Genomic DNA, 26946 nt, shown 5'->3' on the forward strand with positions numbered 1-26946 from the left:
TCTTGTATTCCGTTAACGGAATACAAGATCACGCGTGACGATGACCCTGACAGGAAATCCCGGCCCGATCGTCAGCGTCGGCGCGACGTTGAGCTGGCGCCGGACGATCTGCTGGCCGGCATCGTTGATGGTGTCCTGACCACCGTTCCGGATGGCACGAAGCAGGCGGTCCTCATCGTCGACGGCAAGCTCGGCACCAACGCTGAGCAGTGTGGATAGCGCGGCGGCCTTGGCGAGATCCCACCAATGATAGTCGACGCCATCCTCCAGGCCGGCATACCCTTGGGTGTCCGCGCCGGGCTGGCGCTCGAGCACGATGGAGCGCCCATTGGGAAAGATCAGCCGGTTCCAGACCAGCAGGATCCGTCGCTGGCCGAAACCAACGTCGTTGCTGTACTCGCCAATAATGCGCGTGCCCTGAGGGACGAGCAGGATGCGCCCGGTCGGGCTGTCGTAGATATGCTCGGTGACCTGCGCCGTGATCTGGCCCGGCAGGTCGGAGCGGATGCCGGTGATGAGCGCAGCGGGGATGACGGCACCGGCCTGCAAGACGTAGGGCGAGGCGGGCGCCATCACCCGATCCGGTGCGACGGTCCGTCGGTCGACCGCGGCATTGAGGAAGTTGAGCTGGCGCTCCTGTGCCGAGGGCGTGGCAGGCACGCCGCTCAGCCCGGGCACGCCGGCCATCCCCGCGGTCCCGGCGAGCGGCGATGCAGCCGCAGTCGTTCTGGCCTCGGTCTGGAAGAACACGCGCGAGGTCCTCGCAGCCTCCTGCTCGGCGTGGCGGCGCTGCTCTTCCGGATCGACGGTGGTGGTCGGCATGGCCGGTGGCACGACCGGCTGGCCCCGGTTCTGCGCATTGACGATGGGCCGACCGAGGTCGCCCGGCAGCGGGGGCCCGAGGATGGGCCCGATATAGTCACGCGGCAGGCCGGCGAGGCCGTCGGCGGTGGAGCGGTTCTCCGTGGAATAGAGCTCTTCTCCTCCTGTTCCGGTACTGCGAGTCTGCAGGGCATAGATCAGCGCCCCGCCCAATCCCAGGCCAGCCACAAGGCCGATGCCGGCGAGCACTTTCCGGGAGATCCGCGTCACGCGCGGCGGCTCGGCGCGCAGGCGCATGGGCGTGGCGGCCGGTTCGGACGGCTCGTTCTGATCGTGTGGCGGGTTCTCGCTCATCAGGCAGGCCTCCCGTCGGTGCGCATGATCCGGACCTTCTGCTGGCGCTCGCCGCTGCCGAGGCGCAGCTCGGCGGCGCCGAACAGGCGGTCGACGATCAGGATGTTCTGGTGGATGCGGCTGTTGACGACCTGCGCTTCGCCCTCGGGGCCGATGACGAAGATCGGCGGCATCTCGCCCTGCACGATGCCGCGCGGGAAAACCACATAGACGCGCCGGCCATCGTCATAGATCGCGTCCGGCCGCCACGGCGGTGTGTCGCCGGAGAGGGCGTAGCGATAGTTGCGCGCCTCGATGGCGGGGATGATCGGGGCGGCGGGAACGGCCTGGCGCTGTGCGGCAGACAGCTGCGGATAGGCCCAGGCCACCGCTGGCATATAGGGCTTCTCGCCGGAGCGCAGCTCGATCATGTAGGTGCGCCGGTCGGTGGTGACGACGAGGTTGGTGGTGATGTCCGGCCGCGTGGGTTTCACCAGCACATGGACCCGCCGCGTCAGGCCCGACCCGCTCTCGGTATCGCCGATGACCCAGCGGGCCGTATCGCCGGCGGCGATGGGGCCTGACCCCGTCAGGCTCTCACCGGGCTCGAGCGCGATGTCGGTGATCTGCCCCGGCGCCGCATAGATCTGGTAGAGCGCCCCCTCGCTGAAAGGGAAGATCTGGATGGCGTTGTAGTAACCCTCCTTCTTCGGCTCGACACGGGCGGCGGCATTGGCGTTCTCCACCCGGGCGGTCGGCGCAGCGGCGGCCGCGCCACCGCGGCTCGGGGTCCAGGCCGGCGGGATATGCAACGGCCGTGGCCGTCCATCGGCCACAGCGGGAACCGCCGGCAGGGGAGGGACCTCGGCATCGTAGCTGATCTCGGGCGGCTTCTGGGTGGCGCAGCCGGCGAGCGCCGATACGGACAGGAGCAAAGCCGTCATTGCGGACGTGCGGAGAGCCAGGCTCCCGGCTTTACGGAAAGGCGGCGTCATTGGGCGAGCTCCCGCGACCAGCTGATGGCGTTGACATAGATGCCGAGCGGATTGGCGCGCAGCTTCTCGGCGTCGCGTGGCGCTTGCACCACGATGGTGAGGATGGCGGTCCAGCGCGTGGTGTCGGCCAGCGCTCCGTCCTGGTAGCGGCGCTCGCTCCAGGCGACACGGAAGGAGTCGTTCGAGGCGCGGATGACGCTGGAGACGTCGATGGCGACCTGCTGCTTGCCGACCTTGGCGAAGGGATCGTTCGACCGCGCGTAATCGTTGAGCGCCTGGGCGCCGCGGTCGGTGGTGAACTGGTAGGCCCTCAGCCAGTTCTCGCGGACGATGACCGGATCTGCCGGCACGCTGCGGACCTGCTCGATGAAGCGGGCGAGGTGCCAGGCGATCTGCGGATCGCGCGGCTGATAGTCGGCCGCGGCCGGGGCGACAGTCTGTGTCTGGCCGAGCTTGTCCACCTCGACCACCCACGGCACGGCGGTCCCGTGAATGGATTGCCAGACCAGGGCCGTCGCAAAGCCTCCCGAGAGGATCAGGCAGCCGAACGCCATCAGCCTCCAGTTCTTGGCCTGGACGCGGGCGGAGCCGATCCGCTCGTCCCAGACCTGCGCCGCCCGCTGGTACGGCGTCTCCGGCTGCGGGGACTTGCCATAGTGGGTGGAGGGTCGCCTGAAGACGCTCATGTCATTCGCTCCCGGAGAGAGTGACGGAATGACCGCCCCCATGGCCGTCGCCGGAGCGGACGGCGTGCGCGGCGGTCTGGATGCCGTGGGTCATGTGCTGGGCGCGCTTCATGCGCCGCGCCCAGGCGGGCGGTCCGTCGCTTCGTGCGCCCCGGGCAGCGGAGGAACTGCCACCTGCTGCCTCCGCGTCACCCGCGACCGTGCCCATGGAGGAGGAGCCGCCGGTCGCCTCGAACGCAGCGCGGGCTCCGGCGGCTTGGCTGGCCTGGAGTGCCGCGCTGCCACGGGAGACAGTGCGCTTCAGCGGGGAGATAGCGGCCTCGGCACCAGCGCTCGCGACGCCGCCGAGGCCGGATGCGACCCCAGCGGCCCCGCTCTGTCCGGCCGAGGCGAGGCTGTAGGCAGTGGATGCGCCGCCGGCGAGTGCCGCGCCGCCACGGGCCGCCGCGGCCGTGCCCGACAGCGCCGCCATGCCGCCGCGCAGGGCCACCCCACCGGCGGCACCTGCTGCCATCAGCGCTCCACCGGCGGCAAGGCCGGTGCCGACAGCGGCGCCCGCGCTCAGCTGTGGGCCGCCGCTCACGAGACCATTGGCGATGCCCGGGCCGAAGATACCGAGCCCGAGGAGCGAGAGGGCGGCGAGCACGATGGCCATGGCCTGGTCGATGGTGGGCGTCGCCCCGCCGAAACCGGCGGTGAACTCGGAGAACAAGGTGCTGCCGATGCCGATGATGACCGCGAGCACCAGCACCTTGATGCCGGAAGAGATGACGTTGCCGAGGACGCGCTCGGCCATGAAGGCAGACTTGCCGAACAGGCCGAAGGGAATGAGGACGAAGCCGGCGAGCGTCGAGAGCTTGAACTCGATGAGCGTCACGAACAGCTGGACGGCGAGAAGGAAGAAGGCGAGCAGCACCAGCGCCCAGGCCAGCAGCATGCAGGCGATCTGGATGAAGTTCTCGAAGAAGGAGATCCATCCCATCAGGTCCGAGATGGATTCCAGGAGCGGGCGCGCCGCGTCGAGGCCGGTCTGCGCCACCTTGCCGGGCCGCAGGAGGTCGGCCGTGGTGAACCCCGTTCCCGATGCCTTGAGGCCGAGGCCGGCGAAGCTCTCGAAGATGATCCGGGCGAGGCTGTTCCAGTTGGAGATCAGATAGGCGAACACCCCGACGAAGAGCGTCTTCTTGACCAGGCGGGCGATGAGGTCGTCGTCGGCGCCCCAGCTCCAGAACAAGGCGGCCAGTGTCACATCGATGACGATGAGGGTCGTGGCGATGAACGCCACCTCGCCGCCGAGCAGGCCGAAGCCGGAATCGATGTAGCGGGTGAAGACCTCGAGGAAGTGGTCGATGACGCCGGTGCCACCCATGTCAGCGTGCCTCCTGAGACGATGAGGTGCCTGATGTCGGCGCCAGGAAGCGGGCGCGGTTCCGCGCCCAGGCGGCGAGGCAGCCGGGATCACGCCCGCCGGCCTCGCCGAGCAGGGCACAGCGGTGCAGCTCCTCGCGCAGCGGATCCGGCCCCGCCACCCCGCCGGGCCGCACGGTGGCGGGAGGCACCGGCTCTTCCCCTTTCCGGGTCATCTCCATCGCCGCGGCGGTGATCGCGACGGCGACAAAGACCACGGCGCCGAGGCGGGCGAACATCCTGGTGTCCATCGCCCGTCCTCAGTTGTTGAACATGCGGGCGTTGCCGGGCTGATAGCCCGTGCCCGGCGTGAGGAAGCGCCGGCGCTGCTCGCGGCCCTGGTCGGCCGCCGCGGCGCGCTCGGCCTCGCTCAGCGCCTGGGCGCGCCCGTTGGCGGCAAGGAGGGCCGTGAGGTCGGTGAGCTGCTGGGCCTGGAGCGCGAGGAGCTGGTTGCCGGCCTGGGTCGCCTGCAGGGCGCCGGTGGCGCCCTGGCTCTGGCCGACGAGAGCCGACATCTGGGTCCGGTTGGTGTCGATGTTGCCGACGACGCCGGCCTGGACGCGCATGGCGTCCTGCAGGCCGGCCACGGTGTTTCGCCAGCGCTCTTTGGCCTGGGCGACGAGCTGCTGGTCGGAGGCGGTCAGCGCGGCGTTGCCGTAGCTGGTCTGGAAGGCCCGGTCGACGGTCTGGACGTCGTAGGCGATCCGCTGTGCCTGATTGAGCAGTTGCTGGGTCCGCTGGACCGACTGCTGGAGCTGCTGCAGCGCGGAGTAGGGCAGGCTCGCGAGGTTGCGGGCCTCGTTGAGCAGCATCTGCGCCTGGTTCTGCAGGCTGGTGATCTGGTTCTGGATCTGCTGCAGGGCGCGCGCCGCCTGAAGCAGGTTCTGCGCGTAGTTGCTGGGGTCATACACCACGTACTGCGCCGCGGCGGGTTCGATCAGCGTGGGGACAAAAGCTCCGACGCCGGCGAGGAGCGTGGTGCTGATGCGCAGGGCATGCGACGGGGAAAGGACAGGACGGCTCATGGCTGGGCCTCCGGATCGGGAGCGAGGTTCGTGAGGTCGGGGATGAGATCGGCGGCCCAGGCGAGGCCGCGCGCGGCGAGCCAGTCATCGAGGAAGCGGCCGGGCTCGGCGCGGGCCTCCACCTCGCTGATGAGGGCCTGGTCGGATTTCGAGGAGGCGGCGCACAGGGCAAGGGCGATCTCGGACAGGCCGAGCTCGAACAGGCGGTTGCCCCGCCGCGACTGGCAGTAATAGTCCCGCTTCGGGGTCGCCCGCGCGATCAGCTCGATCTGCCGGTCGTTGAGCCCGAACCTCCTGTAGATCGCGGCGATCTGCGGCTCGACGGCCCGGTCGTTGGGCAGCAGGAGTCGGGTGTGGCAGCTGTCGATGATCTCCGCCGCGATCCGGCTCTTCTCGATCTGGGCCAGGGACTGGGTGGCGAAGATCACGCTCGCATTCTTCTTGCGCAGCGTGACCAGCCATTCGGTGAGCTGCCTGGAGAAGCCGGGATCGCTCAGCGCCAGCCAGCCCTCGTCCACGAGGATGAGGGTCGGGCGGCCATCGAGGCGATCGGTGATGCGGTGGAAGAGATAGGAGAGCACGGGCGCCGCGGCGCCCGTCTCGAGCAGGCCCTCGGTCTCGTAGACCTGGACCGCGGCATCGCCGAGCGCCTCGCTCTCCGCATCCAGCAGCCGGCCATAGGGACCACCCACGCAATAGGGCTGGAGGGCCTGTTTCAGCGGGTTGGACTGGAGAAGAACGGCGAGGCCGGTGAGGGTTCGTTCATGGACCGGTGCCGAGGCGAGTGAGGTCAGGGCGGACCAGAGGTGCTCCTTGACGTCGGGCGTGATCTCGATGTTCTCGCGCTGGAGGATGGAGACGATCCAATCGGCGGTCCAGGCGCGCTCAGGAACATTCTCGATACGGGCGAGCGGTTGCAGCGAGACGGACAAGGTTGAGCCGTCGGTCAGGCGGCCGCCGAGGTCATGCCAATTGCCGCGCATGGCCAGCGCCGCGGCCCGGATCGAGCCGCCATAGTCGAAGGCGAAGACCTGGGAACGGCGGTAGCGCCGGAACTGCAAGGCCATCAGCGCGAGCAGCACCGACTTGCCACTGCCCGTGGGGCCGACCACCAGCGTGTGGCCCACATCTCCCACATGAAGGGAAAACCGGAACGGGGTCGAGCCTGCGGCCTTGCCGAACAGCAAGGGGGGAGCGCCGAAGTGCTCGTCCCGCGCCTCGCCCGCCCACACGGCGCTGAGGGGGATCATGTGGGCGAGATTGAGGGTCGACACCGGGGGCTGGCGGACATTGCCGTAGAGGTGTCCGGGCAAGGTGCCCAGCCAGGCGTCGACCGCATTGACGGTCTCGGTGATGGCGGTGAAGTCGCGGCCCTGAAGGACCTTCTCCACCGCGCGGAGCTTCTCGTCCGCCGCACGAGGATCCTCGTCCCAGACCGTGACAGTCGCGGTGACGAAGGCAATGCCGGCGAAATCAGCGCCGAGCTCCTGCAGAGCGAGGTCGGCATCCACGGCCTTGTTGTCCGCGTCGGTGTCGACGAGAACGGAGGCCTCGTTGGTGAGCACCTCCTTCAGGATCGCGGTGATGCTCTTGCGCTTGGCGAACCACTGCCTGCGGATCTTGGTCAGCAGCCGGGTGGCATCGGTCTTGTCGAGCAGGATGGCGCGCGTGGACCACCGGTAGGGAAAGGCGAGCTGGTTGAGCTCGCCGAGGATCCCCGGCGTGGTGGCGCTCGGAAATCCCACCACAGTGAGGATGCGCAGGTGCGCCTTGCCCAGCATCGGCGCGAGCCCGCCGGTCAGCGGCACATCCGCCAGCAGGGCGTCGAGATACATGGGCGTCTCGGGCACCCGGACGCGATGGCGCCTGGTCGAGACGCACGAATGCAGGTAGCTCAGCGTCTCGCCGTCGTCGAGCCAGCGGCACTCCGGCATAGTGCCTTCGAGCAGTTGGAGGACCCGGTTGGTCCGGTCGATGAACGACCGCAGGATGTCGTGGGGATCGACGCCGGTCTGTTCGCGCCCCTCATAGAGCCAGTTCTCGGTGCGTGCGGCGTCGTCCACTGGCGGCAGGAAGGCGAAGGTCAGGACATAGCTCGTTTCGAAATGCCGGCCGGCCTCCTCGAAATCCGACTTGCGCTCGGCGTCCACGAGGGCGGCCGCGGCGTCCGTGAACAGGCTCGAGGGATAGCGACCGGCGGGATGGCGCTGGGCCTCGACGAAGATGGACCAGCCGGAGCCGAGGCGTCGGAAGGCGTTGTTGAGGCGGCCGGCGACGGCGATGAGCTCGGCGGGCACGGAGCTGTCGAGGTCCGGACCGCGGAACCGCGCCGATCTCTGGAAGCTGCCGTCCTTGTTGAGAACGACACCCTCGCCCACCAGCGCTGCCCACGGCAGGTAGTCGGCGAGGCGCGCGGCGCTACGACGATATTCGGCAAGGTTCATCATGGCAGGTGCTCACACCGACAGGTGGCTGGAGATGCGCAGATGGCGCCGGGTGACCTCGACGAACATCGGGTCGCGCCGGGCGGCCCACACCGCTGCCAAATGACCGACGGCCCCAAGGGCGAGGCCAACCAGCCAGAGGCGCAGGCCAAGGCCGAGCGCCGCCGCCAGCGTGCCGTTGAGGATGGCGATGGCACGCGGGGCGCCGCCGAGCAGGATGGGTTCGGTCAGGGCCCGGTGGACCGGGACGGAAAAGCCCGACAGCTCGGCGGAGGGATCGGACAACGAGGTCATCAGAGGGTGACCCCGCCGCCGAACGAGAAGAAGGACAGGAAGAAGGAGCTGGCGGCGAAGGCGATCGACAGGCCGAAGACGATCTGGATGAGCCGCCGGAAGCCTCCCGAAGTATCGCCGAACGCCAGGGTCAGGCCCGTGGTGATGATGATGATCACCGCGATGATCTTGGCGACGGGCCCCTCGACGGACGTCAGGATCTGCTGGAGCGGCTGCTCCCACGGCATCGAGGAGCCAGAGGCGTAGGCCGCGGGTGCCAACATGGTGCTGGCCAGGAGAACCAACGCGGCGGGACCGATGTGGCGGCGAAGGCGGCGGGCATGCTGGATCATCACGGTTCTCCGGTATGGTGGGAGGATTCGACAGGGATGACGCGGTAGTCGCCGGTCGGCCCGAGCCCCTCGACGCGGGCGAGCTCGGTGAGCCGGCGCGCCGAACCGCGGCCGGAGAGCACGGCGACGAGGTCGATGGTTTCGGCGATGAGGGCGCGAGGGACCGTGACCACGGCCTCCTGGATCAACTGCTCGAGGCGGCGCAGGGCGCCGATGGCGCTGCCGGCATGGATGGTGCCGATGCCGCCGGGGTGGCCCGTGCCCCAGCACTTGATGAGATCGAGCGCCTCGCTGCCGCGCACCTCGCCGATGGGAACGCGGTCGGGGCGCAAGCGCAGGGACGAGCGCACGAGGTCGGAGAGTGTGGCGACGCCATCCTTGGTGCGTAGCGCGACCAGGTTAGGCGTCAGGCATTGCAGCTCGCGCGTGTCCTCGATCAGCACGACGCGGTCGGAGGTCTTGGCGACCTCGGCGAGGAGCGCGTTGGTCAGCGTGGTCTTGCCTGTGCTCGTTCCGCCGGCGACAAGGATGTTGCGGCGCTCGGCGACCGCAAGGCGCAGCGCTGCGGCCTGCTCCGTTGTCATGATCCCGGCGGCGACGTAATCGTCGAGGCCGAACACGCTGGATGCGGGCTTGCGGATGGCGAAGGCGGGGCCCGTCGTGATCGGTGGCAGGAGGCCCTCGAACCGCTCACCGGTCTCCGGCAGCTCGGCGGAGACGCGCGGCGTGCCCGGATGGACCTCCGCGCCCACATGATGGGCGACGAGACGGACGATGCGCTCGCCATCGGCGAACGACAGCCGTTCCCCGGTATCGGTGAGCCCTTCGGCCAGCCGATCGACCCACAGGCGCCCGTCCGGGTTGAGCATCACCTCGACGACGGAGGCGTCTTCCAGGAACCGGGCGATGGCCGGCCCGAGCGCGGTGCGCAGCATGCGCGCGCCGCGCTGCGTCGCCTCGGAAGTGTGGTGAGTGGTCCCCATCCCGTCCCCCGCATCGAGAGGGGACGCCACCTGCGATCCCCGGATCGGGGATGATTAAGAGGGTCTGGAATCAGGCCGGATCAACAAGTTTCGTGCGTCGTAGGGACGTAGCGTGCAAAGACAGGAGAACGGCGGGATCGTGGCAGCAAAGATGCTGCCGATCAGCGCAGAGGCCGGCCAACGCGGAGCCGACAATACTGCTGCCGGAGGCGAGGGTGCCAGCAGCACCAGCCCGTGGGAGCACGAGAACCATCCAGCGGTGCTTCCGGGCTCATTTGAATTTGGCGGTGATTGCAGATCCAAAACCGCATGGGAGCTGGCAAAGCATCTTGCAGCCTGGTGAAAAGTGGGGTTCAACCAACATCGCTTGTTGCTTGCGAGGCGCGCCGTGACCGAGATTTCGACCGAGAATAACGACACTGATCATCTTGATCTGGTCGCGGATATCGTGGCCGCCTTCGTGGGGCACAACACCGTCGCGACGGCCGAGCTGCCAGCCCTGATCCAGAGTGTGCATGCCGCCCTGGGCAAGCTCGCCGCGCCTGCGGCGGAACCGATCGAAGAGCTGAAGCCGGCGGTTCCCGTCAAGCGGTCGGTGACGGCCGACTTCATCATCTGTCTCGAGGACGGCAGGAAGTTCAAGTCGCTGAAGCGCCACCTGCGCACCGCCTACGACCTGACCCCCGAGGCGTACCGCGAGAAATGGGGCTTGCCGCGAGACTATCCCATGGTTGCCCCGGGCTATGCCGCCGCCCGCTCGGAGCTGGCCAAGGCCTCCGGCCTCGGACAGATTCGAAAGAAGCCGGCGGCACCGGTCAAAAAGGCTCCGGGGCGGCGCAAGGTTCCTGCGGCCTGATCGTTGGCGGAAGACGTCAGACGGTCTCCCAGAACGAGCATGGATGTGCGGGGCTCAACACGAAAATTGCGCCAGGCGCGGTGTTCACCCGGCAGGCCAAAGCTGACTTGCAGAACCGATTCGCTCCAGCGAGCCGAACCGACGCCCTTACATGTCTGCGATGAGGGCAACTCGCCGATGTACCCCATCAGTTGGATCGAGTCGGCCATCGATCCGAAACAGTGTCGAGGGCGAGCTGCGGACGGCCACGCGGGGGCGGAGCGGGCCGCCCGCAGCTCTGGCCCCGCCTGTTCCGGTTGCGGCTGGAACGAGGCGAGGGTTCGTGTATGACTTGGACCGTCGTCGCGCGCGGGAGGCGCGCCGCGACCAACACCGATCCTCCCTCGCGTTGAGAGATGCGAAAGACCGGCTCTATTGCGCCGCCGCCTGTTTCGAACCGTTGTCGGTCCATTCGGGTGGCAGTCCGAGCTGGCCTCCGATCACGCCAGCAAGACCCGGATAGCGGCCGTAACGTTCACACGCGGCGTATTTCGGAGGAAGGCCCATGGCCGAATTGATCTTTTGCCAGGACGGAAGGTTGAGATCCGAATTGCCGAAAGGACTCTCGCCTTTCACCAGCAGGTAGCCGAAGTCTCCTCCGAACTCCTCGGCCAGATCATAGGCATCGCTGGCCTTCGACATCCTTGGCGAACTAAAGAGCGCGTTCGCTCCCTTGGCCCAGAGCATGGAAGCCTCCGGCTTGCCCGTGGGATCCACGGCCTCGGCCTCCATCGAGAGGCTGCCCAATCCGACCGGAAGGCGCGGCGTTGGGACAGGGACGCCCAAGTCGACGAAATTCATGCCGATCGAGGCAACCGCGGAAATGCCCGCTGCGACCTCATTGGTCTCCGTCGCCTGGGTGACCGAGGCTCGCACCGTCAGATCCGCAGGCTCATCCGCCGGAACCACCTCCAGGCGGTCGCTGAGGCTGACGCACAGCCCCCGATCGACGGCGTTCGCCACGAGGGCCCTCTGTTGGTCCGTGAGCGTGGGCGAGACCGACGGGGCGAATGTGGTCGGAACGATCTTGACCGTCCTGGCGGTCAGCACCCCCTGCTTCTTCACGTTGATGCGGGCTTTGGTGAACATGTCTTCGGCGGGTGTCATGGCCTCATAGGACGACAATCCGACACCTTGCACCAGAGGAGCGGAGGCGCAGCCGGACAGGACACCGAAGGCGGCCAACAGGCCCACGCACCGGGTTCCGCGCAGGGCTCCTGCGGGGAGCTTTTCCTGCCGGCGGACATCACCGCCCGTCTGCGGACTTGAAGCGGCGATGCTGCATCTGCGCTGGGAGCGCGCCACGTGCCGCGCAAGGGATCTGGCGGCTCCATGCGCGAGGGACGGTACCGAGATCGCCGCAGCCGCCAGGGCTGCTGTCGGCCCGTCTCCGGAAACCCTCCAGAAACAAGACGATAACCGGCCCGAAACACAGACGATTTCCAAGGAAGTATAGTAAAAGTAGACAAATCGATCGCGAGTGCGTCTCCGGTCATCAATGCTGACCGCAGGGCATTTATCTATCGTTCGCATTAAAACCCTCCCCCAGTTCGTCGCAGCACGAAGCAGCATCGGACCTAAATACGTGTAGGGGATCTTGTTGATTTAATTCTGGCATTAGATGTCAAGGAGTGTCCGTGCGAACGTTTTTGATGTCAAAAGATGTCTGGCGACATCTCCATGCGAACTTGACATACAATAGTCGCAGCTGCCCGCTACGGCGGCGCCACCTCGCCTTTGGAAAACACGGATCCTTCAAGACGGCCATGAGCACGCAAGGGCACCAGATCCTCATTGTCGATGACGATGAGGAAATCCGTCAGCTCCTCTCCCGCTATATGCGGGAGCAGGGCTTCCGCATCCAGCTCGCATCGAGCTGTGCGGAGGTTCACGAGCGCATCGCGACCAGCCGGATCGATCTCATCGTCCTTGACGTGATGCTGCCTGATGGGTCGGGGTTGGACCTGTGCCGGGACCTGCGGGCCGCGCGCTCCAGCATACCCATCATCCTTCTGACGGCGCTTCAGGAAGATGTCGATCGGATCATCGGCCTGGAGATCGGGGCTGATGACTATCTCGGCAAGCCCTTCAATCCGCGCGAGCTTGCCGCCCGCGTTCGCGCGGTCCTGCGCCGGGGTATGCATTCCTGGTCTGACGCCGATGCGAACGGCCTCTACCAGTTCGAGGATTTCGTCGTGGACCCGGCGACCCGCTCAGTGACGGATCCCGATGGCCAGGATGTTCCGTTGACCGGCGCCGAATTCGACCTCCTGATGATCTTTCTGGACCAGCCCGGCCGTGTTCTGTCCCGCGAGCAACTCCTCGATCTGACCCATCGGGGCGACGGCGACGTGCTGGACCGGTCCATCGACGTCCTGGTCAGCCGGCTGCGGCGCAAGCTGGCGAGCGGCGGGGCACTCCAGGTTTTCAAGGCCATTCGCAACGGCGGATACCAGTTCACCGCCAAGGTGGGCGCGCCGGACAAATAGGATGCAGACACTTCGCGCAAAATTCGCCTTGCTGCTGATCGTCTCGATCGTCTCCGTGATTGCGCTGATCACGCTCGCGATGATGTATGTCTTCACCACGCCCAAGAGCATCGAGGTCGACCTGATTGCCAAGCAGCTCGTGACGATGGAGCGGCTCGCGCGGCGAAATCCCGCAGCGGATGTTCTGGTACAGCACCCCCATCCTGGCGTGCCCGACACGAAGCAGACCGATTTGCTGCGCGCGGCCACTGAGCGACTGGGCGCAGCTCTCGACGTCGTCGTGACGTACAGGCCGGACTATGGCAGCCTTCGGACCGCATCGGTGCGCGTTGGGCCTCACAGCTGGCTCCTGGTGGAGATCGATCCGCCTTCCGATCCCGAGCTGTGGCTGTGGCTTGGCCTCATCACGGCAGGCGTCGGATCGGTCGCGGTATTCGCGGCCAACCGCATGATGAAGCCTTTGACGCTCCTTGAAAGCGCGGTGGAGTCCGTCAGCCCGGACGGCACTCTTCCAACGCTTGCGGAAAAGGGGCCGGCAGAGGTGCGCGCCACCGCGGCCGCGATCAATGCGCTTTCATCGCGCCTGAAACGCGCCATCGAGAGCCGGATGCGGCTCGTTGCGGCGGCGGGTCATGACCTGCGCACCCCGCTCACACGCATGAGGCTGCGCGCGGAGTTCGTCGCCGACGACAAGGAGCGCGCCTTGTGGCTCAAGGACATCGACGAGCTGCAGCGGATCGCTCATAGCGCCATCCAGCTGGTCCACGAAGAAACCACCAAGACGCCGGTCGAACCCATTCAATTGGATGAGTTGGTCAGAAACATCGCTGCGGAGTTGCGGGAGCAGAAATTCCAGATCGAGGTGGAAAGTACCTGCGAGGTCTATGTCAAAGCCGGCCTCCTGCCCCTGAGCCGCGCATTACGCAACCTGTTCATCAACGCAGCAACCCATGGCGGGCGCGGGTCAATAACCGTTTCGGGCGGCTCAACGGCGCGGATCACGATCAGCGACCAGGGGCCAGGCATCTCTGCGGAGGTGCTGGACCAGGTGTTCGAGCCATTCTTCCGTGCTGACAGGGCGCGCAACCAGAAAATTCCCGGCGCCGGGCTGGGCCTGACCATCTCCAGGGAGATCATCCGCAAGGTGGATGGGGATATTCGGATTGCCAATCGCCCGGAAGGTGGATTGGTTCAGGTGGTCGAGCTGCCCGCGATTGCTGCCAACACTCGAACCGTAGCCTGAGCAGGCGATTGCCTGTGCAGGTGAAAGGGTAGTGGCTCCCTCCGGACGGCCCGCACAGGGGGCGCCGCCCTCGGCGAGGGCGAGGTGGTGCATTGAGGGGGGAGGGGGCGAGCCGGGCGCCCTGTTTCTTGGGGGGGCAGAACGCCCGGCTCTTCATCCGCCCGAGAGTCAGGGCAGGGATGGACGAATACACCGTAGCACAGCTCTCCATCGTCGCCTGAAGGATTAATTTACCAGCGACGAAACCAATCCTCGGCCTCTTCGTTTGCCTCGCGGGGGGCAAGCGAATGGAACTGCCATTGGGCGCGAGCCTCGGGATTATCGCATTGGTGGTGGTCTGCATCCTGCTAATCATCTGGCTCATCTGGTAGGGGCGGCCTGCCGCAGCGGGCGCTGGCCCCGAGGCATCGCCCTCTCCCGCGTCCCGCTCTGCGTGGCCGACTTTCTCCTATGTCGGGCGCGTGCCTGCCTCTGCTCTATGCTCCGGTTTCGAGCTATCTTGAGCGCAGCGTTAAGACGGGAGAAGGCCGTGCAACGGAACGACGTAAACCCAGTGGCTGCGGTCGACACAGAGGCCGGGCCGCTGCCGGGTGTCACTATGTAAGTTTGCCACACCGCGCGCCAATCTTCACCGTAACCATGCCCACGCTCGACGGTGCCGAACACGTCCGCGAATTCCTTCTGGATGTGATCAAGGCCGGAGGCCATTTTCGCTAGCCGCCGACTGTTCCAATTTGCCGGCCCGATCTGAGGCGTTCCGCGTTCAAGACGTCGGCGCGGCTGGGTCGTTGTTGCCAAGCGTGGCTCCCGCGAGGGAGCGAGCTTGTGTTGCCTGTGGCGTCGTCGTGTCCACGACTTTCGTCGCACAGCCACAGTTGCCATTCCACAGATGGGTGGGCATGTTCCTTACGGTAAAGCGTTGCGGAAGCCAGAAGGCTGGATGGAATGGGTATGCGGCGGCTCATCGCTGGCGGGTATGTGCCGCTGATCGTGGCGGCGCTCGTCACGGTCATCATCGCCGCACAGGGCCTGACGCTGTGGCGTTCCTACCAAGCGACTTGGCAGTTGGCGTTGCGCTCGGCCGAAAACGCTCTGAACACGCTCTCGTCGAGCATCAGTCGAAACCTTAGCCTGCTCGACCTCTCTCTGCGGGGGGCGGAGGAGGCGGTGGCGACTTCGGGACTGAGTGATGTTTCTCCTGAACTCCGCCAGATGGTGTTGTTCGATCGGGCAGCCGGCGCGCAGTTCCTGGGATCCATGCTTGTGCTCAATCGAGAGGGTTCCATCGTCTACGATTCAGGCTCGGTGCCTCCGCGGGTCGGAAACTTCGCTGATCGTGATTATTTTACCGCGCAGGTCGACGGTCTACGCGGCACCTATGTGAGCGCCCCGTTCGAGAGCCGTTTGCGCGCAGGGGACCCAAGCATTGCTTTGAGCCGTAGGATTTCCGGACCCGGGGGCAGCTTCGATGGCGTGGTCATCGCGGCGCTGCGCATCGCGTTCTTCCAGTTGCTGCTGGACAATGTGAATCTCGGGCCCAAGAGCGTCATTGCCCTCACGCGCAACGATGGCACAGTCATTCTCCGGCATCCTTCGACGGACGGGAGGGGAAATACGGGCGTGAGCCTCGCTGCGTCGCCGGTCTTCCAGCGCATGGTGAGGAGGCCCGGCGAGCCTTTCTCAGACCGATCGGTCTTTGATGGCGTGAGCCGCTACTATCTGCACACGCAGATCGCAGGCTTCCCTCTTCAGACCACACAGCCACCAGCCCAGACCCAAAATCCCCATAGCACCGCGACGACCTCAACCGTCGCCCGCGTCGGACCGCGGTTTCCTCCCCTGGAGGCTTTCCGACGCCGGCCCGCGCGATCAGCCCCACCATCGTGATCGGGCCGGCATCCGAAACCCTTCACACGACCTCCCATCGCTCGCCGTTCGAGCTCGGCTGACGGAGAACGGACATTGCTGAATGCGTTGAGGGGTTGCTGCTGGATCTGGCTACCTTGGGGCAGTGGGATTCGGCTCCTCCTCCACAGGTTGTCCTGATACGTCGTCCGGGATTTCATGCAGAAAGTTCTGTCCCTTCTGGAGGCGCTTGCCGAGTGTTTCGACGAATCCCTCGTAGCGTTCTCGTCCCTTGATCTGCGCGGCGGCCTGGGCATCGCTCGGCAGCGGTGGGGTGATGGTCAACCAGAAGCGCACGAAGAGCGCCAGCGTATCGGCCGTGACCCGGAGGTCGCGTTCGATGCGGGCGGCCTGCCGGGAGAGCCGATCGAGGCGACGGGCAAAGGCCGCCTCGCGCTTGTCGGCGCCGTCGGGTGAGAGGAAGGAGGCGACGGCCGCCTCGACGATCGCTGAGCGGGACAGCTTCCGGCGCTCGGCGAGTTCGGAGATTTCCTTCAGCATCTGCGGCGGGAAATACACGTTCATCCGGTCACGCATGGCCATCCTCACAGATCGATGCCGTCATGGGGGTCAAGCGCCGCCTGCCGTGCGACGCCGCGCATCTGCTGCCGCAGGACACGGGCCTGCTGGGCGGTGTCGTCCGGCTCGTCGTCGAGGACGATCGCGAACTCGTCTACAGCTCCTGCCGGGGTTGTTTCCTTCGCTATGGCGACGTGGTCCGGGAGCTCCGGCTCTCGGCGCAGGCCACTGTTGGCGGTGTCCGCCTCGGCCCTGGCCAATTCGGCGACGAGCGCGGCGTCCGGCTTCTGTGGCACCAGTGTCGACCAGCCATCTTCCCGGCTGGTCCTGGTGGTTCGGGAGGGGTCGGGCGGCGACAGGACCCGCTCGGTGAAGCGACGGTCCTCGTAGTAGCGGGCCTTGCTCGCCTTGATCGGAGGCGTGCCGGCAACCATGACGATCTCATCGGCGGGGGGAAGCTGCATGACCTCCCCGGGGGTGAGGAGTGGCCGTGCGGTCTCCTGCCGCGATACCATCAGATGGCCTAGCCAGGGGCTGAGGCGGTGGCCAGCGTAGTTGCGCATGGCGCGCATCTCGGTGGCGGTGCCCAGGGAATCGGAGATGCGCTTCGCCGTCCGCTCGTCGTTGGCGGCGAAGCTCACCCGGACGTGGCAATTGTCCAGGATCGAGTTGTTGGCGCCATAGGCCTTCTCGATCTGGTTGAGCGACTGGGCGATCAGGAAGGCCTTGATCTTGTACCCGGCCATGAAGGCGAGGGCGCTCTCGAAGAAGTCGAGCCGCCCGAGGGCCGGGAACTCGTCGAGCATCATCAGCACGCGATGGCGTCGATCCCTGGCGTGGAGGTCCTCGGTGAGGCGACGGCCGATCTGGTTCAGCACGAGGCGGATCAGCGGCTTGGTCCGGCTGATGTCCGAAGGCGGCACGACGAGGAACAAGGAGACCGGCTGCTCGTCGGCGATGAGGTCGGCGATGCGCCAGTCGCAGCGCCGGGTGACCTGCGCCACCACGGGGTCCCTGTACAGACCCAGGAACGACATCGCCGTGCTGAGCACACCCGAGCGCTCGTTGTCGCTCTTGTTGAGCAGCTCCCGCGCGGTCGAGGCGACGACGGGATGCGGACCATTCTCCCCCAGATGGCGGGTCGTCATCATTGCCCGTAGGGTCGCCTCGATCGGGCGGCGCGGGTCGGACAGGAAGCTGGCGACGCCGGACAGCGTCTTGTCGTCCCCGGCATAGAGGACGTGCAGGATGGCGCCCACCAGCAGGGAGTGGCTGGTCTTCTCCCAATGGTTCCTCCGATCGAGCGAGCCTTCCGGGTCGACGAGGACGTCGGCCACGTTCTGGACGTCCCGCACCTCAAAGTCACCACGGCGGATTTCCAGGAGCGGGTTGTAGGGGGAGGACTCCGGATTTGTCGGGTCGAACAGGACCACCTTGCCGTGCCGGGCGCGGAAGCCGGCGGTCAGCTGCCAGTTCTCGCCCTTGATGTCATGCACGATGGCCGAGCCCGGCCAGGTCAGGAGCGTTGGCACCACGAGACCCACGCCCTTGCCGCTTCGGGTCGGGGCGAAGCACAGCACGTGCTCGGGGCCGTCATGCCGCAGATAGTCTCGTCCGAGCTTGCCCAGCACGACGCCATCCGGCCCGAGGAGGCCGGCGGCCTTGATGTCGAGCGGCTCCGCCCAGCGGGCCGATCCATAGGTCGAGACGGCCTTGGCTTCCCGGGCCCGCCAGACCGACATGGCGATGGCGACCGCGATGGCGATAAAGCCCCCTGAGGCCGCGATGACCGCGCCCCGATTGAAGATGTCGGGGGCATAGGCGTCGTAGGAGAACCACCAGGCGAAGAAGGCCGCGGGGAAATAGACCGGAACACCCGCGAGGTTGAACCAGGCCGGCCCGAGCTGGGCCTGGAAGCCGAGCCGCCACGCCACATATTGGGTCGCTGCCCAGGTGGTGACGAGCACGATCAGGAAGACGACGACGATCTGGCCCCAGAGGATCTTGGTGGCGGACATGGGCCCTCCCTTTGAGTTCGCGGGTGCCTAGAGGCCGAGGTCGCGCTTGCGGCCGAGGCTCCACTCGATGCCGCCGCCGTCCTTCGCGGTGCCGGTGACGTGCTGGCCGAGCTTCCTCTCGAGCTCGCGAGACCAAGGGACGAGCTGGAATCCAAGGCCGCTGTCGATCATGGCGTAGCGGCCAGAGGCCAAGGTCAGGCGCTGGCGGTAGATGCCGGCGACGTGCTCGCTTGCCCCGGCCTTCTGCATCGGCAACCCGGTCTCGGCGGAGAGCCTCGCCCCGACCGCATCGAGCTCGCGCCGGCGGAGCGTCGCGAGGAGATCGCGCTGGAGGATGATGTGCTGACCCTGGCGGCGGGCGAGGCCTTCCTCGACGAGATGCTCGGCTCGTGCCTGCATGGCGTCGCGCGCCTCGCGGCCGAAACCGCCCATGGCCATCGCCATCGGCGCGCGCTCCACGAGCCGATGATCGAGCCAGGTCGCCCCCTGTGCCGTGATCTGGCGCGTGAGATCGAAGTCGGAACGGGTGGCGAGCAGCAGGGTCGGCTGGGCGTCGTCGGCAGCGCCGAAGCGGCGGACCTCGACGATGCCGCCGAGGGGCGGGGCGTGCTCGAAGGCCGCGATCCCCCGGAAGCGGACATGGTGGGCGCGGCCATCGACACCGTCGATGACGGCATAGGCCTCGCCGGTCAGCTCGTTGTGCAGGCCTCGGTCGACCAGCCGGCCCAGAATGGGGGACGGGCTCGCCGCGCCATCGATCACATAATCGGCGACACCGCGCTCCAGGCCGTGCTCGGTGAAGGCGCGGTGCATGGTCTTGATGATGTCGCCGCGCATGCCGAGGTCGCGCAGCGCCCGCTCCGCCTCAAGCCGAACCATCCACTCGCCGGGCCCGGCGGGCGCGGCGAGGCCCATCTTCTCCAGATGTTGGAGCCGCCCGATCATCAGCCGGCGGATCTCAGGGTCGGAGGCGCCGGGGTTTTCGGGACGCAGGTCGATGTGGCCGGTGTCGTCCGCGGCAATGCGGATCTCGGCGTCGAGGCGGGTCCAGCGCTCGGCGGCGATCTCCTTCTCAAGCGCGTGGCGCACCTCATGCTCGGGCTTCGGGCCGAGCTCGATCTCGACCAGCTCCTGGGCGCGGGCGCGCAGCCCATGGCTGATATAGTCGCGGGAGATGACGAGATCGGCGCCGGTCTCGTCCACGCCGCGCACCAGCAGATGGACGTGGGGGTTGTCGGTGTTCCAGTGGTCGACGGCGACCCAGTCGAGTTTCGTCCCGAGATCGGCCTCCATCTGGTGGATGAGGTCGCGGGTGAAGGCCTTGATGTCGGTGAGGTCCGCCGCGTCCTCCGGGGAGACGATGAACCGGAAATGGTGTCGGTCATCCTTGCACCGCTCAGTGAAGGCGCGGTCGTCGGCACGGTCTGAGCCGGCATCGAACAGGATGCCCTTGTCTCCCTCCCGGCCGACCCCGTCCCGCTTCAGGTAGGAGAGGTGGGCCGAGAGCGGCGCCGAGCGGAACGCCTTGCCGGAATGCCGGGCGATGCGGGCCGCCACCACCACGCGCCGGCTTCCTGAGAACAGCCGGCTGCGGCTGAAGCCGAGGCGGCCGCGGCCGAAGGTGGAGCGCCCGGGCGTGCCGGCGCCCCCACGCCAGCCGGATGCGCCCGGCGCTCCGCCCCCCACATGGCCCGCCTTCTTCGCGGCGCGCAGCACCTGGTTGATGAAGCTCTTCGGGCGCGGCGCCCGGGTCGAGCGGATGCGGCCGGGCCGGATGCGGAGATCGCTGTCGCCCTCGCTCATATCGGCCCCCTCGTGGAGGCCAACCGCCGAGCCGTGCCGGAAACACCCTTGAAATCACTACTGAAAATGAAGGGCGTGGCACGCGCCCCGACCGACCGGCACGCCGGAACCCAAGCCATGTCAATGGCTTGCGGTTCGGCCGGCGAGCCGCTTTTATCTTGCCCTAGTGCTATCGTGAGTAAGCGTCCGGCCCCTGCACAGTATTGGCGTGGTGCAAAATCGGGGCATGTCGGGTTCCTTCGTAGCATGGAGGATCTCCGATGAATTTGAGACATTTCGAGAACACGGCGCGTCAGTCCTGGTGGCGGGTTCACGTTGAGGCGTGGCGGGAGAGCGGTCTCGACCGCACGAACTATTGCCGCCAGCACGGGCTCTGGAAGTGCACATTCGATCGCTGGCTGAACTATCTGGCAGGCCAGGACGCGGCACGTAAGCATGCGGAATATCAAGCGGAACTGCGCCGGGAAAAGCGCCGTGAGGCGCAGGAGAAGCGCCAAAGAAAGCGCGCCCGGCTGCGGTTCAGCGTGAGCACGGACGCGCGCAACCGCGCCCTGCAGGCGTTCTGGGCGATGCATGTCGAGGCGATGAACTGGAGCGGCATGGGCGTGCGCGAGTACGCCGCCGCGCTGCAGCTGTCGCCCACATCGCTGTGCAAATGGCGTGACCGGCTGGACGAGGTCGAGGACACGATCGACTGGCGGGCGCATCTTCATCCCTCCGCCCGGCCGGTGGCTGGCACTAGTGCCAGAAAAATGCTCCCCGAAAGCCCGTTGACGGCGCCGACGAATAGCGATCCGGAACCCGTTCCGCAGCCGGTCCGGCGCTTCTTCAGCGACGGGCAGAAGCGCACTATTGCGCTCGAGAGCGACCAGCCTGGCGTCAGCGTATCGAGCGTGGCGCGCAAGCACGGCATCGTCACCGGGCTGCTGTTCCGCTGGCGGGTGCAGTTCGGCGTGGCGCAGAAGAAGCGCGCGAAGCTGGCGCCCGTCGCGCTGACCGACGGCACGCCGGCCGCTCGCCTGCTGCAGGATTTATTGCAGCCGCCCGACGGCATGATGGTGGTTGATCTCACTGACGGGCGGCGCGTCTTCGCCCCGATCGGCAGCGATCCGGCTGTGGTCCGAACGCAGGCCGGCTGTGGGGAGATCGCGCCATGATGATCGTTCCCGCTGGCGTGAAGGTGCATCTGGCGCTGGGCTACACCGACATGCGCAAGGGGATGGATGGGCTCGCCATGCTGGTACAGCAGACGCTGAAGCAGGACCCCTTCTCGGGCCATCTGTTCGCCTTCCGCGGCCGCAAGGCGACGATGCTCAAGATCCTGTTCTGGGACGGCAACGGACTGTGCCTGTTCACCAAGCGGATCGACCAGGGCGCCTTCGCGTGGCCGGTGATGACGGGTTATGACGGCTCGATCACGCTTACCCCGGCCCAGCTCGCCATGCTGATCGAGGGCATCGACTGGCGCGCGCCCGAGCGCGTCTGGAAGCCCGCTCTGGCGGGATGAAATGCCTCCGAAACGTAGCCGCTGCAACGCTTTGATGCTTGGGTGACAGACCGTTTTGCAGTAGAATCGGACATGCGGCTCGATCTGGAAAACCTGCCTTCCGACATCAGCCTCCTGCACCAACTGGTGCGCGAGATGGCGGGCGTCGTCGAGAGCCGCGACGGCGAGATCGAGCGCCTCCAGTCGATCATCAAGAAGCTGCAGCGGGCGCAGTTCGGCCGTCACTCCGAGCGTCTCGATCCCGACCAGCTGGCACTCGCTCTGGAGGATCTCGACGCGGATATTGCGCGCATCCGCGAGAGCCGCCCGGCGGCTGCGAAGCTGCCGTCGGAACGCACGCCTCATCGCAAGCCGCTGCCCGATCATCTGCCCCGCGAGGACGTTCGTCTCGACATCGAGGATGCGGTTTGCGCGTGCTGCGGCGGCGGGCTTCATGCCATCGGCGAAAGCCAATCCGAGATGCTCGACTGGGTACCGGCGCAGCTTCGGGTGATCCGCATCACCCGGCCGAAATATGCCTGTCGAGTGTGCGAGACAGTGGTGCAGGCGCCGGCCCCCGAGCGTCTGATCGCCGGCGGTCCGGCAACGCCGGCGCTGATCGCGCAGGTCCTCGTCAGCAAATATTGCGATCACACGCCGCTGTATCGGCAGTCGCAGATCTTCGCTCGCCACGGCGTCGATCTGGCGCGTTCCACGCTGGCCGGTTGGGTCGGTGGCGCCTGCTGGTGGCTTGAAGCCTTGCAGGAGCGATTGTGCCGGAACGTGTTCGCTTCCGATCATCTGTTCGCCGATGACACGCCGGTTCCGGTGCTCGATCCCGGTCGTGGACGCACCAAGACTGGAAGGCTCTGGGTCTACGCCCGCGAGCAGCGCGGCTGGTCGGGACCCGAGCCGCCGGCAGCGGTCTACCTGTTCGCGCCGGACCGCCGCGCTGAGCGTCCGGCGGTGCATCTCCAGCACTTCTCCGGTGTGCTGCACGTCGATGGCTATGCCGGCTTTGAGCCGCTGGCCCGCAACGGCGATGTCGTTCTCGCCGCCTGCTGGGCGCACGCCCGCCGCAAGTTTTATGACGTCGCCCAGGCAACCGGATCGCCGGTAGCCACCGAGGCGCTGCGCCGGATCGGCGAACTCTATGCCGTCGAGGCGCAGTGCCGCGGGCAGTCGCCGGCCCATCGGCTTGCGGCGCGTCGGCAGCACTCCCGCCCGCTCGTCGCTGAGTTGTGCGCCTGGCTGGAAGCCCAGTTCGCGCAGGTCTCCGGACGCAGCACGCTCGCCGAGGCGATCCGCTATGCGCTCTCCCGCTGGGAGGCCCTGACCCGGTTTCTGCACGACGGCCGCATCGAACTCGACACCAATCCGGTCGAGCGCGCGATCCGTCCCGTCGCCCTCGGGCGCAAGAACCATCTCTTCGCCGGCAGCGACGGTGGAGGCCATCGCTGGGCCGTCATCTGCTCGCTGATCGAGACCGCCAAGCTCAATGACGTCGAGCCGTACGCCTATATCGCCGACGTTCTCCAGCGCATGGTCGACGGTCATCCCGTCAACCGGCTCGATGAACTCCTGCCCTGGACGTGGAAAGCGGGAAATCCCGTCAATAGCTGACATCAGTGCAGCCCCCGGACGGATACTATCGTGACTATTCGCCATCCCCACCTTCCCGCCGATCCTGTCCGGGAGCGCGCCTGAGGCCACCTGAGTGCGAACGCATTCATCGTGGTCCTGCTGCCGGGGGGCTGCAAGTGGGCGCGCGTCGGGACGCAACTGCAGCTTCCGCCGGCAGGAGGAATGTCTGCTGCCGGGTGCACAGGATGGGGATCGCGGGAGACGGGATGGGCGTGCCGGATCACGGCCGTTCTCCCGCAGCCGAGAGCGCAATGAAAAGACCCGTGGGCTGCGGCGCGAGCGCAGTCGAGGCGCCCGGCGCCTGTGCGTTCGGGCCAATGGCAGCCTGTCCAGCAGGTGTCGCCCCATCGACGGCTAGGGTGCGCTCCTGCTGCGACACGAACAGCGGCGAGCGACGCCAGGATTGCGGATCAGCGGTGGGCGTCAGCGCCGGTGTTGACAGCTCACCTCCGCCGAAGACGGGTGCGAGCCTGGCGACATAGGAGCGGGTCTCGGCGGGCAACGGGCGGCCGGCAAGATACGCCTCGTAGCGCGCTGGCCCCGCATGGTAGGCGGCGAGCAGGCCCGGCACTCCGTAACGGTCGAACAGCTCACGCAGATAGGCCGCGCCGGCGAGGATGTTGTCGCGCGTATCGAAGGGGTCTTCCCCGAGACGGTGGCGCAGGCGCAGGTCCGCCCAGGTGTCGGGCCTGATCTGCATCAGCCCCATCGTGCCTCTCGGCGAGACGGCGGTCGCATCCACGGCGCTCTCGGCCCGCATGACGGCCCGGATCCAGGCCGCCGGAATGCCGAAGCGTTGTGCAGCCTCGGCAATCGGAGCGTCGAAGGGATCGCTCACCTCCAGCCGACCGACGGGCGCGTCCTGCGCGCGCAAGCCGACCGGTGCGGTCGTGGTGGCGAGCAGGCCGGAAAGGAGAAGGAGGCTCAGGCGGCGGGCGGCGGAGGACCGCTCGGCGAGGGGCTGCCGGTGCGGGACAGTCATGGTTCAGTCCCGCTCGCCGCGCTTTGACGGACGGGTCCAGTGCAGGCCCCATGCGGTTCGGTCGATGAGGGACTGGAACAGGTGGGCGCGGATGGGCTGGAGGAAAACGGGATCGTCGATTACCAGGGAGACGTAGTCCCCGGCCTTTTCCCCGATGCGCTTCCAGCCCGCGCCGATCTCCGGCCCGTCGTCGTCCAGGAGATGAATGCGATAGTCCGGTGCATGCTCGGCGTCGGATTGCTCGGCCGGCACGAGGACGATCTCCGCGTCGATGGAGAGGGTGCGGATGCGTCCGGCATAGCCGTTGCGGGTGCGGCTGAACTGGCCGATGAGGGACATGGGGGGCTCCTTCGATGTGCGGTGGGAAGGGGTCGCAGGCCGCGTCACCGTGTCGGCGCGCGCCAGACGAAATGGCCGTCGCCTTCTTCGTCGGTGTAGAGCGGCATGGCCTTGCCGATGACGGCGCGCGCGGGAAGTGGGCCGAAGTAACGGCCGTCGAGGCTGTCGGCGGACTGCCAGTTCATGAGGAAGAGGTCGCCACGCTCGACGATGTGGCAGCCGCTCCAGGTCGGCAGATCGCGGCCCTGGCGATCCCGGTCGAGCGCGCGGCCCATGGCGATCCCGTCGACGGTGATCTCGCCGCGCAGCCGGCAGACACGTTGTCCTGGCAGAGCGGCGACGCGCTTCATCAGGGGGATGCCCTCGGCCAGATAGCCGCGCGCGGCGAGGAAGCGAGCGAGCCGGTCCGGCGCCGCGACGGCGACGAGGTCGGTGACCTCCAAAGCGTTCGCGGACACGATGGTGTAGAGGCCCAGAGGCGCGCTAGGTGAGGCGTTCCAGACCAGCTTCAGCGAGGTCGGAACGAACGCCGCGACGGCGACGCCCATGGTCGCGACATACGTCACCATCACATAGCCGAAGCGCGTCATGGCTGCGCCCTCCGGCGCAGCAGGAAGGCGTGGTGCTGCGCGATGGTGTAGGCACGCGGCGCCTGCCCGGCGATCAGCCGGTTGTGGACGTGCCGCCAGTGATCGGGGGAGACGTCGGCCGGATTGATGTCGCTCGCCTCGATGGCGTCGATCCCCTGCAGGACCCGCTCGACCCTCGGCCACCCGTCGATCCTGAGCAGGATGTCGCCGCCGGGCCGGACGAAAGGCACGGTCTGGCACGGCGCGCCGGTGCCGACCGCACGAACGATGTCGATGCGCGAGAGGATGGTGCCGAAATCGTTCGCAGCCCAGCGGACGAAGGCGAAGACCGAGCCGGCGGGAAAGCCGAGGACGCGCCGGTGACGGTCGATGATCTTTTCCGAGGTGTGGTGACCGAAGCGGATCCAGGTCTCGATCCGTCGTTCGAGCCAGGTCAGCTCGACGAATGTGCTTGCTGGCGCGGGGGCGTCATTCGACAGGCGGCCACCACGCCCGCGGGAAGCGCCGGTGCTGGTCATGGAGCATCCCCCTCGGTTGCGGACGGGAATTGGCGTGCGAGGAGATCGCGCAGCATGTCGGCGACGGTGACGCCGCGCCGGAAGGCGGCGACCTTGATGCGCCCGCGCAGTTCGGGCGTGATGTCGATGGTCAGCCGCGCCGTGTAGGCGTTGGCGGCCTCCGAACGCGCCGGCGGCGTGTCGACGGCCTTGATCCAGCGCTCCGGGTCGTTCGGCCGGGCGACGAAGCCGCGCCGGCTCATGCCGCGATCCTCCCGATGCGCAGGCGGTCGATCTCGGCGGCCAACGCTGCGATCTCACGCGCGGCCGGGCTCGTCTCGTCGATCTCGAAGGCCAGCCGGCCGGTCTGCGCGGCATCGGCGAAGACGACACGCTGGCCGACGGTGGTGGCGAGCACCGGCGGATCGTGATCGGCCAGGGTGTCGGCGGTCTCGCGGGCGATGATGGTGCGGGTGGCGCACCGATTCAGGATGAAGCGTGCGGCGAGCTGCGGTCGGTAGATGCGCGCTTCCCGCAGCAGGGCGAGCATCTCGGCCGAGGCCCAGCCGTCGAAGGGTGATGGCTGGACCGGCAGCAGCACCAGGTCGGTCGCCAGCAACGCGGAGCGCATGAGGCTGGCGATGCGGGGTGGTCCGTCGATGACGACATGGTCGGCATCGCGGGCGATTTCCGGGGCCTCCCGGTGCAACGTGTCGCGCGCAAGGCCCACGACGCCGAACAGACGCGGCAGCCCCTCACGGGCGCGCTGCTGCGACCAGTCGAGGGCCGAGCCCTGGGGATCGGCATCGATCAGGGTGACGCGCTTGCCCTGGCGCGCCCACGTGCCGGCGAGGTGTAGGGCCAGCGTGGTCTTGCCGACGCCGCCTTTTTGGTTGGCCAGCGCGATGATCATCGCGGGCCTCCCCGACGAGGGTCGAGGGGCAGTTGCGCAGGGCCGCAAGTATCGCGAGTCGTAAAGCCGTCTTTACGGAAATCCGTAGTGGGGCTATCTTTTATCGTCAGAGATCGCGGGGTGCTTCCAGGATCCGTTGCGATGTTATCCACATCGCCTGCGCGCATCTTAAAGTTAGAGTCTACGTTAGCCGGGGTACTGACCAGTGCCCCTTCGCCAGCGGTCTGGCGGTGGCGATGATGCCCTCCTGCGATCCAGGACTGCGGGGCGTGGTGCTCCGTCCGGATCGGCGACGGAGGCGG

Annotated in this window: 27 protein-coding genes; 7 read left to right on the forward strand and 20 right to left on the reverse strand. The window is 67.2% G+C overall.

Going from position 1 to position 26946, the window contains the following annotated elements; translation table 11 throughout:
• Positions 1–12 precede the first annotated feature (12 nt).
• From V5F48_RS23695 to trbB, 10 genes are read right to left on the reverse strand one after another with little or no spacing between them, the layout of a single operon-like run.
• Positions 13–1176, reverse strand: coding sequence for a TraB/TrbI/VirB10 family type IV secretion system protein (locus V5F48_RS23695; protein WP_394260461.1), 1164 nt, complete (start codon positions 1174–1176; stop codon positions 13–15).
• Positions 1176–2150: a P-type conjugative transfer protein TrbG gene (trbG, locus tag V5F48_RS23700; protein WP_394260462.1), complete on the reverse strand. Its 975-nt coding sequence runs from the start codon at positions 2148–2150 to the stop codon at positions 1176–1178. The genes V5F48_RS23695 and trbG overlap by 1 nt, the downstream gene beginning before the upstream one ends.
• The gene (gene trbF, locus V5F48_RS23705) at positions 2147–2836 is read right to left on the reverse strand and encodes a conjugal transfer protein TrbF (RefSeq protein ID WP_394260463.1); all 690 of its coding nucleotides are present in this window, start codon (positions 2834–2836) and stop codon (positions 2147–2149) included. The genes trbG and trbF overlap by 4 nt, the downstream gene beginning before the upstream one ends.
• Before the next feature lies 1 nt (position 2837).
• Positions 2838–4205, reverse strand: coding sequence for a P-type conjugative transfer protein TrbL (gene trbL, locus V5F48_RS23710; RefSeq protein WP_394260464.1), 1368 nt, complete (start codon positions 4203–4205; stop codon positions 2838–2840).
• Position 4206: 1 nt separating this feature from the next.
• A complete protein-coding gene (trbK-alt, locus tag V5F48_RS23715; RefSeq protein WP_394260465.1) occupies positions 4207–4494 on the reverse strand; it encodes a putative entry exclusion protein TrbK-alt in 288 nt (95 codons plus the stop codon).
• Positions 4495–4503: 9 nt separating this feature from the next.
• Complete coding sequence (gene trbJ / locus V5F48_RS23720; protein WP_394260466.1) at positions 4504–5268, reverse strand: P-type conjugative transfer protein TrbJ; 765 nt, start codon at positions 5266–5268, stop codon at positions 4504–4506.
• Positions 5265–7715 carry a conjugal transfer protein TrbE gene (trbE, locus tag V5F48_RS23725; protein WP_394260467.1) on the reverse strand — a complete coding sequence of 817 codons (2451 nt, stop codon included), beginning with the start codon at positions 7713–7715 and terminating at the stop codon, positions 5265–5267. The genes trbJ and trbE overlap by 4 nt, the downstream gene beginning before the upstream one ends.
• A 9-nt stretch (positions 7716–7724) precedes the next feature.
• Positions 7725–8006 (reverse strand): VirB3 family type IV secretion system protein, encoded by a 282-nt coding sequence (locus V5F48_RS23730; RefSeq protein WP_394260468.1) that lies wholly within the window; start codon positions 8004–8006, stop codon positions 7725–7727.
• Positions 8006–8338 (reverse strand): TrbC/VirB2 family type IV secretion system protein, encoded by a 333-nt coding sequence (locus V5F48_RS23735; RefSeq protein ID WP_394260469.1) that lies wholly within the window; start codon positions 8336–8338, stop codon positions 8006–8008. Before V5F48_RS23735 ends, V5F48_RS23730 begins: the two co-directional genes overlap by 1 nt.
• The gene (gene trbB / locus V5F48_RS23740; protein ID WP_394260470.1) at positions 8338–9321 is read right to left on the reverse strand and encodes a P-type conjugative transfer ATPase TrbB; all 984 of its coding nucleotides are present in this window, start codon (positions 9319–9321) and stop codon (positions 8338–8340) included. The genes V5F48_RS23735 and trbB overlap by 1 nt, the downstream gene beginning before the upstream one ends.
• Before the next feature lie 388 nt (positions 9322–9709).
• Here trbB and V5F48_RS23745 point away from each other — a divergent pair, with 388 nt between their 5' ends.
• Positions 9710–10177, forward strand: a complete 468-nt coding sequence (locus V5F48_RS23745; RefSeq protein ID WP_394038539.1) for a Ros/MucR family transcriptional regulator — start codon at positions 9710–9712, stop codon at positions 10175–10177.
• 411 nt (positions 10178–10588) lie between these two features.
• Here the strand turns inward: V5F48_RS23745 and V5F48_RS23750 are convergent, their stop codons facing one another.
• Positions 10589–11410, reverse strand: a complete 822-nt coding sequence (locus V5F48_RS23750) for a DUF3313 domain-containing protein (protein ID WP_394038540.1) — start codon at positions 11408–11410, stop codon at positions 10589–10591.
• Between the two features lie 572 nt (positions 11411–11982).
• Here V5F48_RS23750 and V5F48_RS23755 point away from each other — a divergent pair.
• The 3 genes from V5F48_RS23755 (at position 11983) to V5F48_RS23765 (ending at position 15835) form a co-directional block, all read left to right on the forward strand.
• Entirely contained in the window at positions 11983–12705 is a 723-nt protein-coding gene (locus V5F48_RS23755; RefSeq protein ID WP_394260483.1) for a response regulator, read from the forward strand.
• A gap of 1 nt (position 12706) precedes the next feature.
• The gene (locus tag V5F48_RS23760) at positions 12707–13948 is read left to right on the forward strand and encodes an ATP-binding protein (RefSeq protein ID WP_394260471.1); all 1242 of its coding nucleotides are present in this window, start codon (positions 12707–12709) and stop codon (positions 13946–13948) included.
• A 951-nt stretch (positions 13949–14899) separates the two neighbouring features.
• Positions 14900–15835 carry a PDC sensor domain-containing protein gene (locus tag V5F48_RS23765; protein ID WP_394260472.1) on the forward strand — a complete coding sequence of 312 codons (936 nt, stop codon included), beginning with the start codon at positions 14900–14902 and terminating at the stop codon, positions 15833–15835.
• 111 nt (positions 15836–15946) lie between these two features.
• Here V5F48_RS23765 and V5F48_RS23770 read toward each other — a convergent pair whose 3' ends face one another.
• The 3 genes from V5F48_RS23770 to V5F48_RS23780 are packed head-to-tail and all read right to left on the reverse strand — an operon-like array spanning position 15947 to position 20193.
• Positions 15947–16390: a ribbon-helix-helix domain-containing protein gene (locus V5F48_RS23770; protein WP_394260473.1), complete on the reverse strand. Its 444-nt coding sequence runs from the start codon at positions 16388–16390 to the stop codon at positions 15947–15949.
• An 8-nt stretch (positions 16391–16398) separates the two neighbouring features.
• Entirely contained in the window at positions 16399–18390 is a 1992-nt protein-coding gene (locus tag V5F48_RS23775; protein WP_394260474.1) for a conjugal transfer protein TraG, read from the reverse strand.
• Between the two features lie 27 nt (positions 18391–18417).
• Positions 18418–20193 (reverse strand): relaxase/mobilization nuclease domain-containing protein, encoded by a 1776-nt coding sequence (locus tag V5F48_RS23780; protein WP_394260475.1) that lies wholly within the window; start codon positions 20191–20193, stop codon positions 18418–18420.
• Between the two features lie 260 nt (positions 20194–20453).
• Between V5F48_RS23780 and tnpA the strand changes: the two genes are divergently transcribed.
• The 3 genes from tnpA to tnpC all read left to right on the forward strand — a co-directional run bounded on the left by tnpA (position 20454) and on the right by tnpC (position 23302).
• Complete coding sequence (tnpA, locus tag V5F48_RS23785; RefSeq protein WP_394260476.1) at positions 20454–21350, forward strand: IS66 family insertion sequence element accessory protein TnpA; 897 nt, start codon at positions 20454–20456, stop codon at positions 21348–21350.
• The gene (gene tnpB / locus V5F48_RS23790; RefSeq protein WP_149574310.1) at positions 21347–21700 is read left to right on the forward strand and encodes an IS66 family insertion sequence element accessory protein TnpB; all 354 of its coding nucleotides are present in this window, start codon (positions 21347–21349) and stop codon (positions 21698–21700) included. The genes tnpA and tnpB overlap by 4 nt, the downstream gene beginning before the upstream one ends.
• A gap of 72 nt (positions 21701–21772) precedes the next feature.
• Positions 21773–23302: an IS66 family transposase gene (gene tnpC, locus V5F48_RS23795; RefSeq protein ID WP_394260477.1), complete on the forward strand. Its 1530-nt coding sequence runs from the start codon at positions 21773–21775 to the stop codon at positions 23300–23302.
• Between the two features lie 241 nt (positions 23303–23543).
• On the opposite strand, the gene V5F48_RS23800 is transcribed toward tnpC, so the two are convergent.
• Genes V5F48_RS23800 through parA form a run of 6 tightly spaced genes read right to left on the reverse strand, consistent with a single transcriptional unit; the run spans position 23544 to position 26644 of the window.
• Positions 23544–24305, reverse strand: coding sequence for a lytic transglycosylase domain-containing protein (locus tag V5F48_RS23800; RefSeq protein ID WP_394260478.1), 762 nt, complete (start codon positions 24303–24305; stop codon positions 23544–23546).
• 3 nt (positions 24306–24308) lie between these two features.
• On the reverse strand, positions 24309–24644 hold the full coding sequence (locus tag V5F48_RS23805; RefSeq protein WP_229646718.1) for a DUF736 domain-containing protein: 336 nt from the start codon (positions 24642–24644) through the stop codon (positions 24309–24311).
• Positions 24645–24688: 44 nt separating this feature from the next.
• Positions 24689–25234: a S26 family signal peptidase gene (locus V5F48_RS23810; protein ID WP_394260479.1), complete on the reverse strand. Its 546-nt coding sequence runs from the start codon at positions 25232–25234 to the stop codon at positions 24689–24691.
• A complete protein-coding gene (locus V5F48_RS23815) occupies positions 25231–25752 on the reverse strand; it encodes a DUF2840 domain-containing protein (protein WP_394260480.1) in 522 nt (173 codons plus the stop codon). Before V5F48_RS23815 ends, V5F48_RS23810 begins: the two co-directional genes overlap by 4 nt.
• Entirely contained in the window at positions 25749–25994 is a 246-nt protein-coding gene (locus tag V5F48_RS23820) for a ribbon-helix-helix protein (RefSeq protein WP_394260481.1), read from the reverse strand. The genes V5F48_RS23815 and V5F48_RS23820 overlap by 4 nt, the downstream gene beginning before the upstream one ends.
• On the reverse strand, positions 25991–26644 hold the full coding sequence (gene parA, locus V5F48_RS23825; RefSeq protein WP_394260482.1) for a ParA family partition ATPase: 654 nt from the start codon (positions 26642–26644) through the stop codon (positions 25991–25993). Before parA ends, V5F48_RS23820 begins: the two co-directional genes overlap by 4 nt.
• Positions 26645–26946: the final 302 nt, after the last annotated feature.

Source organism: Xanthobacter autotrophicus ATCC 700552, from assembly GCF_043194565.1.
Classification (GTDB): Bacteria; Pseudomonadota; Alphaproteobacteria; order Rhizobiales; family Xanthobacteraceae; genus Xanthobacter; species Xanthobacter autotrophicus_F.

What these genes read in the sequence shown, in the direction of transcription:
- V5F48_RS23695 (WP_394260461.1), bottom strand. Translation starts at nt 1,176, where the DNA reads ATGAGCGAGAACCCGCCACACGATCAGAACGAGCCGTCCGAACCGGCC.
- trbG (WP_394260462.1), bottom strand. Translation starts at nt 2,150, where the DNA reads ATGACGCCGCCTTTCCGTAAAGCCGGGAGCCTGGCTCTCCGCACGTCC.
- trbF (WP_394260463.1), bottom strand. Translation starts at nt 2,836, where the DNA reads ATGAGCGTCTTCAGGCGACCCTCCACCCACTATGGCAAGTCCCCGCAG.
- trbL (WP_394260464.1), bottom strand. Translation starts at nt 4,205, where the DNA reads ATGGGTGGCACCGGCGTCATCGACCACTTCCTCGAGGTCTTCACCCGC.
- trbK-alt (WP_394260465.1), bottom strand. Translation starts at nt 4,494, where the DNA reads ATGGACACCAGGATGTTCGCCCGCCTCGGCGCCGTGGTCTTTGTCGCC.
- trbJ (WP_394260466.1), bottom strand. Translation starts at nt 5,268, where the DNA reads ATGAGCCGTCCTGTCCTTTCCCCGTCGCATGCCCTGCGCATCAGCACC.
- trbE (WP_394260467.1), bottom strand. Translation starts at nt 7,715, where the DNA reads ATGATGAACCTTGCCGAATATCGTCGTAGCGCCGCGCGCCTCGCCGAC.
- V5F48_RS23730 (WP_394260468.1), bottom strand. Translation starts at nt 8,006, where the DNA reads ATGACCTCGTTGTCCGATCCCTCCGCCGAGCTGTCGGGCTTTTCCGTC.
- V5F48_RS23735 (WP_394260469.1), bottom strand. Translation starts at nt 8,338, where the DNA reads ATGATCCAGCATGCCCGCCGCCTTCGCCGCCACATCGGTCCCGCCGCG.
- trbB (WP_394260470.1), bottom strand. Translation starts at nt 9,321, where the DNA reads ATGGGGACCACTCACCACACTTCCGAGGCGACGCAGCGCGGCGCGCGC.
- V5F48_RS23755 (WP_394260483.1), top strand. Translation starts at nt 11,983, where the DNA reads ATGAGCACGCAAGGGCACCAGATCCTCATTGTCGATGACGATGAGGAA.
- V5F48_RS23760 (WP_394260471.1), top strand. Translation starts at nt 12,707, where the DNA reads ATGCAGACACTTCGCGCAAAATTCGCCTTGCTGCTGATCGTCTCGATC.
- V5F48_RS23765 (WP_394260472.1), top strand. Translation starts at nt 14,900, where the DNA reads ATGCGGCGGCTCATCGCTGGCGGGTATGTGCCGCTGATCGTGGCGGCG.
- V5F48_RS23770 (WP_394260473.1), bottom strand. Translation starts at nt 16,390, where the DNA reads ATGCGTGACCGGATGAACGTGTATTTCCCGCCGCAGATGCTGAAGGAA.
- V5F48_RS23775 (WP_394260474.1), bottom strand. Translation starts at nt 18,390, where the DNA reads ATGTCCGCCACCAAGATCCTCTGGGGCCAGATCGTCGTCGTCTTCCTG.
- V5F48_RS23780 (WP_394260475.1), bottom strand. Translation starts at nt 20,193, where the DNA reads ATGAGCGAGGGCGACAGCGATCTCCGCATCCGGCCCGGCCGCATCCGC.
- tnpA (WP_394260476.1), top strand. Translation starts at nt 20,454, where the DNA reads ATGAATTTGAGACATTTCGAGAACACGGCGCGTCAGTCCTGGTGGCGG.
- tnpB (WP_149574310.1), top strand. Translation starts at nt 21,347, where the DNA reads ATGATGATCGTTCCCGCTGGCGTGAAGGTGCATCTGGCGCTGGGCTAC.
- tnpC (WP_394260477.1), top strand. Translation starts at nt 21,773, where the DNA reads ATGCGGCTCGATCTGGAAAACCTGCCTTCCGACATCAGCCTCCTGCAC.
- V5F48_RS23800 (WP_394260478.1), bottom strand. Translation starts at nt 24,305, where the DNA reads ATGACTGTCCCGCACCGGCAGCCCCTCGCCGAGCGGTCCTCCGCCGCC.
- V5F48_RS23805 (WP_229646718.1), bottom strand. Translation starts at nt 24,644, where the DNA reads ATGTCCCTCATCGGCCAGTTCAGCCGCACCCGCAACGGCTATGCCGGA.
- V5F48_RS23810 (WP_394260479.1), bottom strand. Translation starts at nt 25,234, where the DNA reads ATGACGCGCTTCGGCTATGTGATGGTGACGTATGTCGCGACCATGGGC.
- V5F48_RS23815 (WP_394260480.1), bottom strand. Translation starts at nt 25,752, where the DNA reads ATGACCAGCACCGGCGCTTCCCGCGGGCGTGGTGGCCGCCTGTCGAAT.
- V5F48_RS23820 (WP_394260481.1), bottom strand. Translation starts at nt 25,994, where the DNA reads ATGAGCCGGCGCGGCTTCGTCGCCCGGCCGAACGACCCGGAGCGCTGG.
- parA (WP_394260482.1), bottom strand. Translation starts at nt 26,644, where the DNA reads ATGATCATCGCGCTGGCCAACCAAAAAGGCGGCGTCGGCAAGACCACG.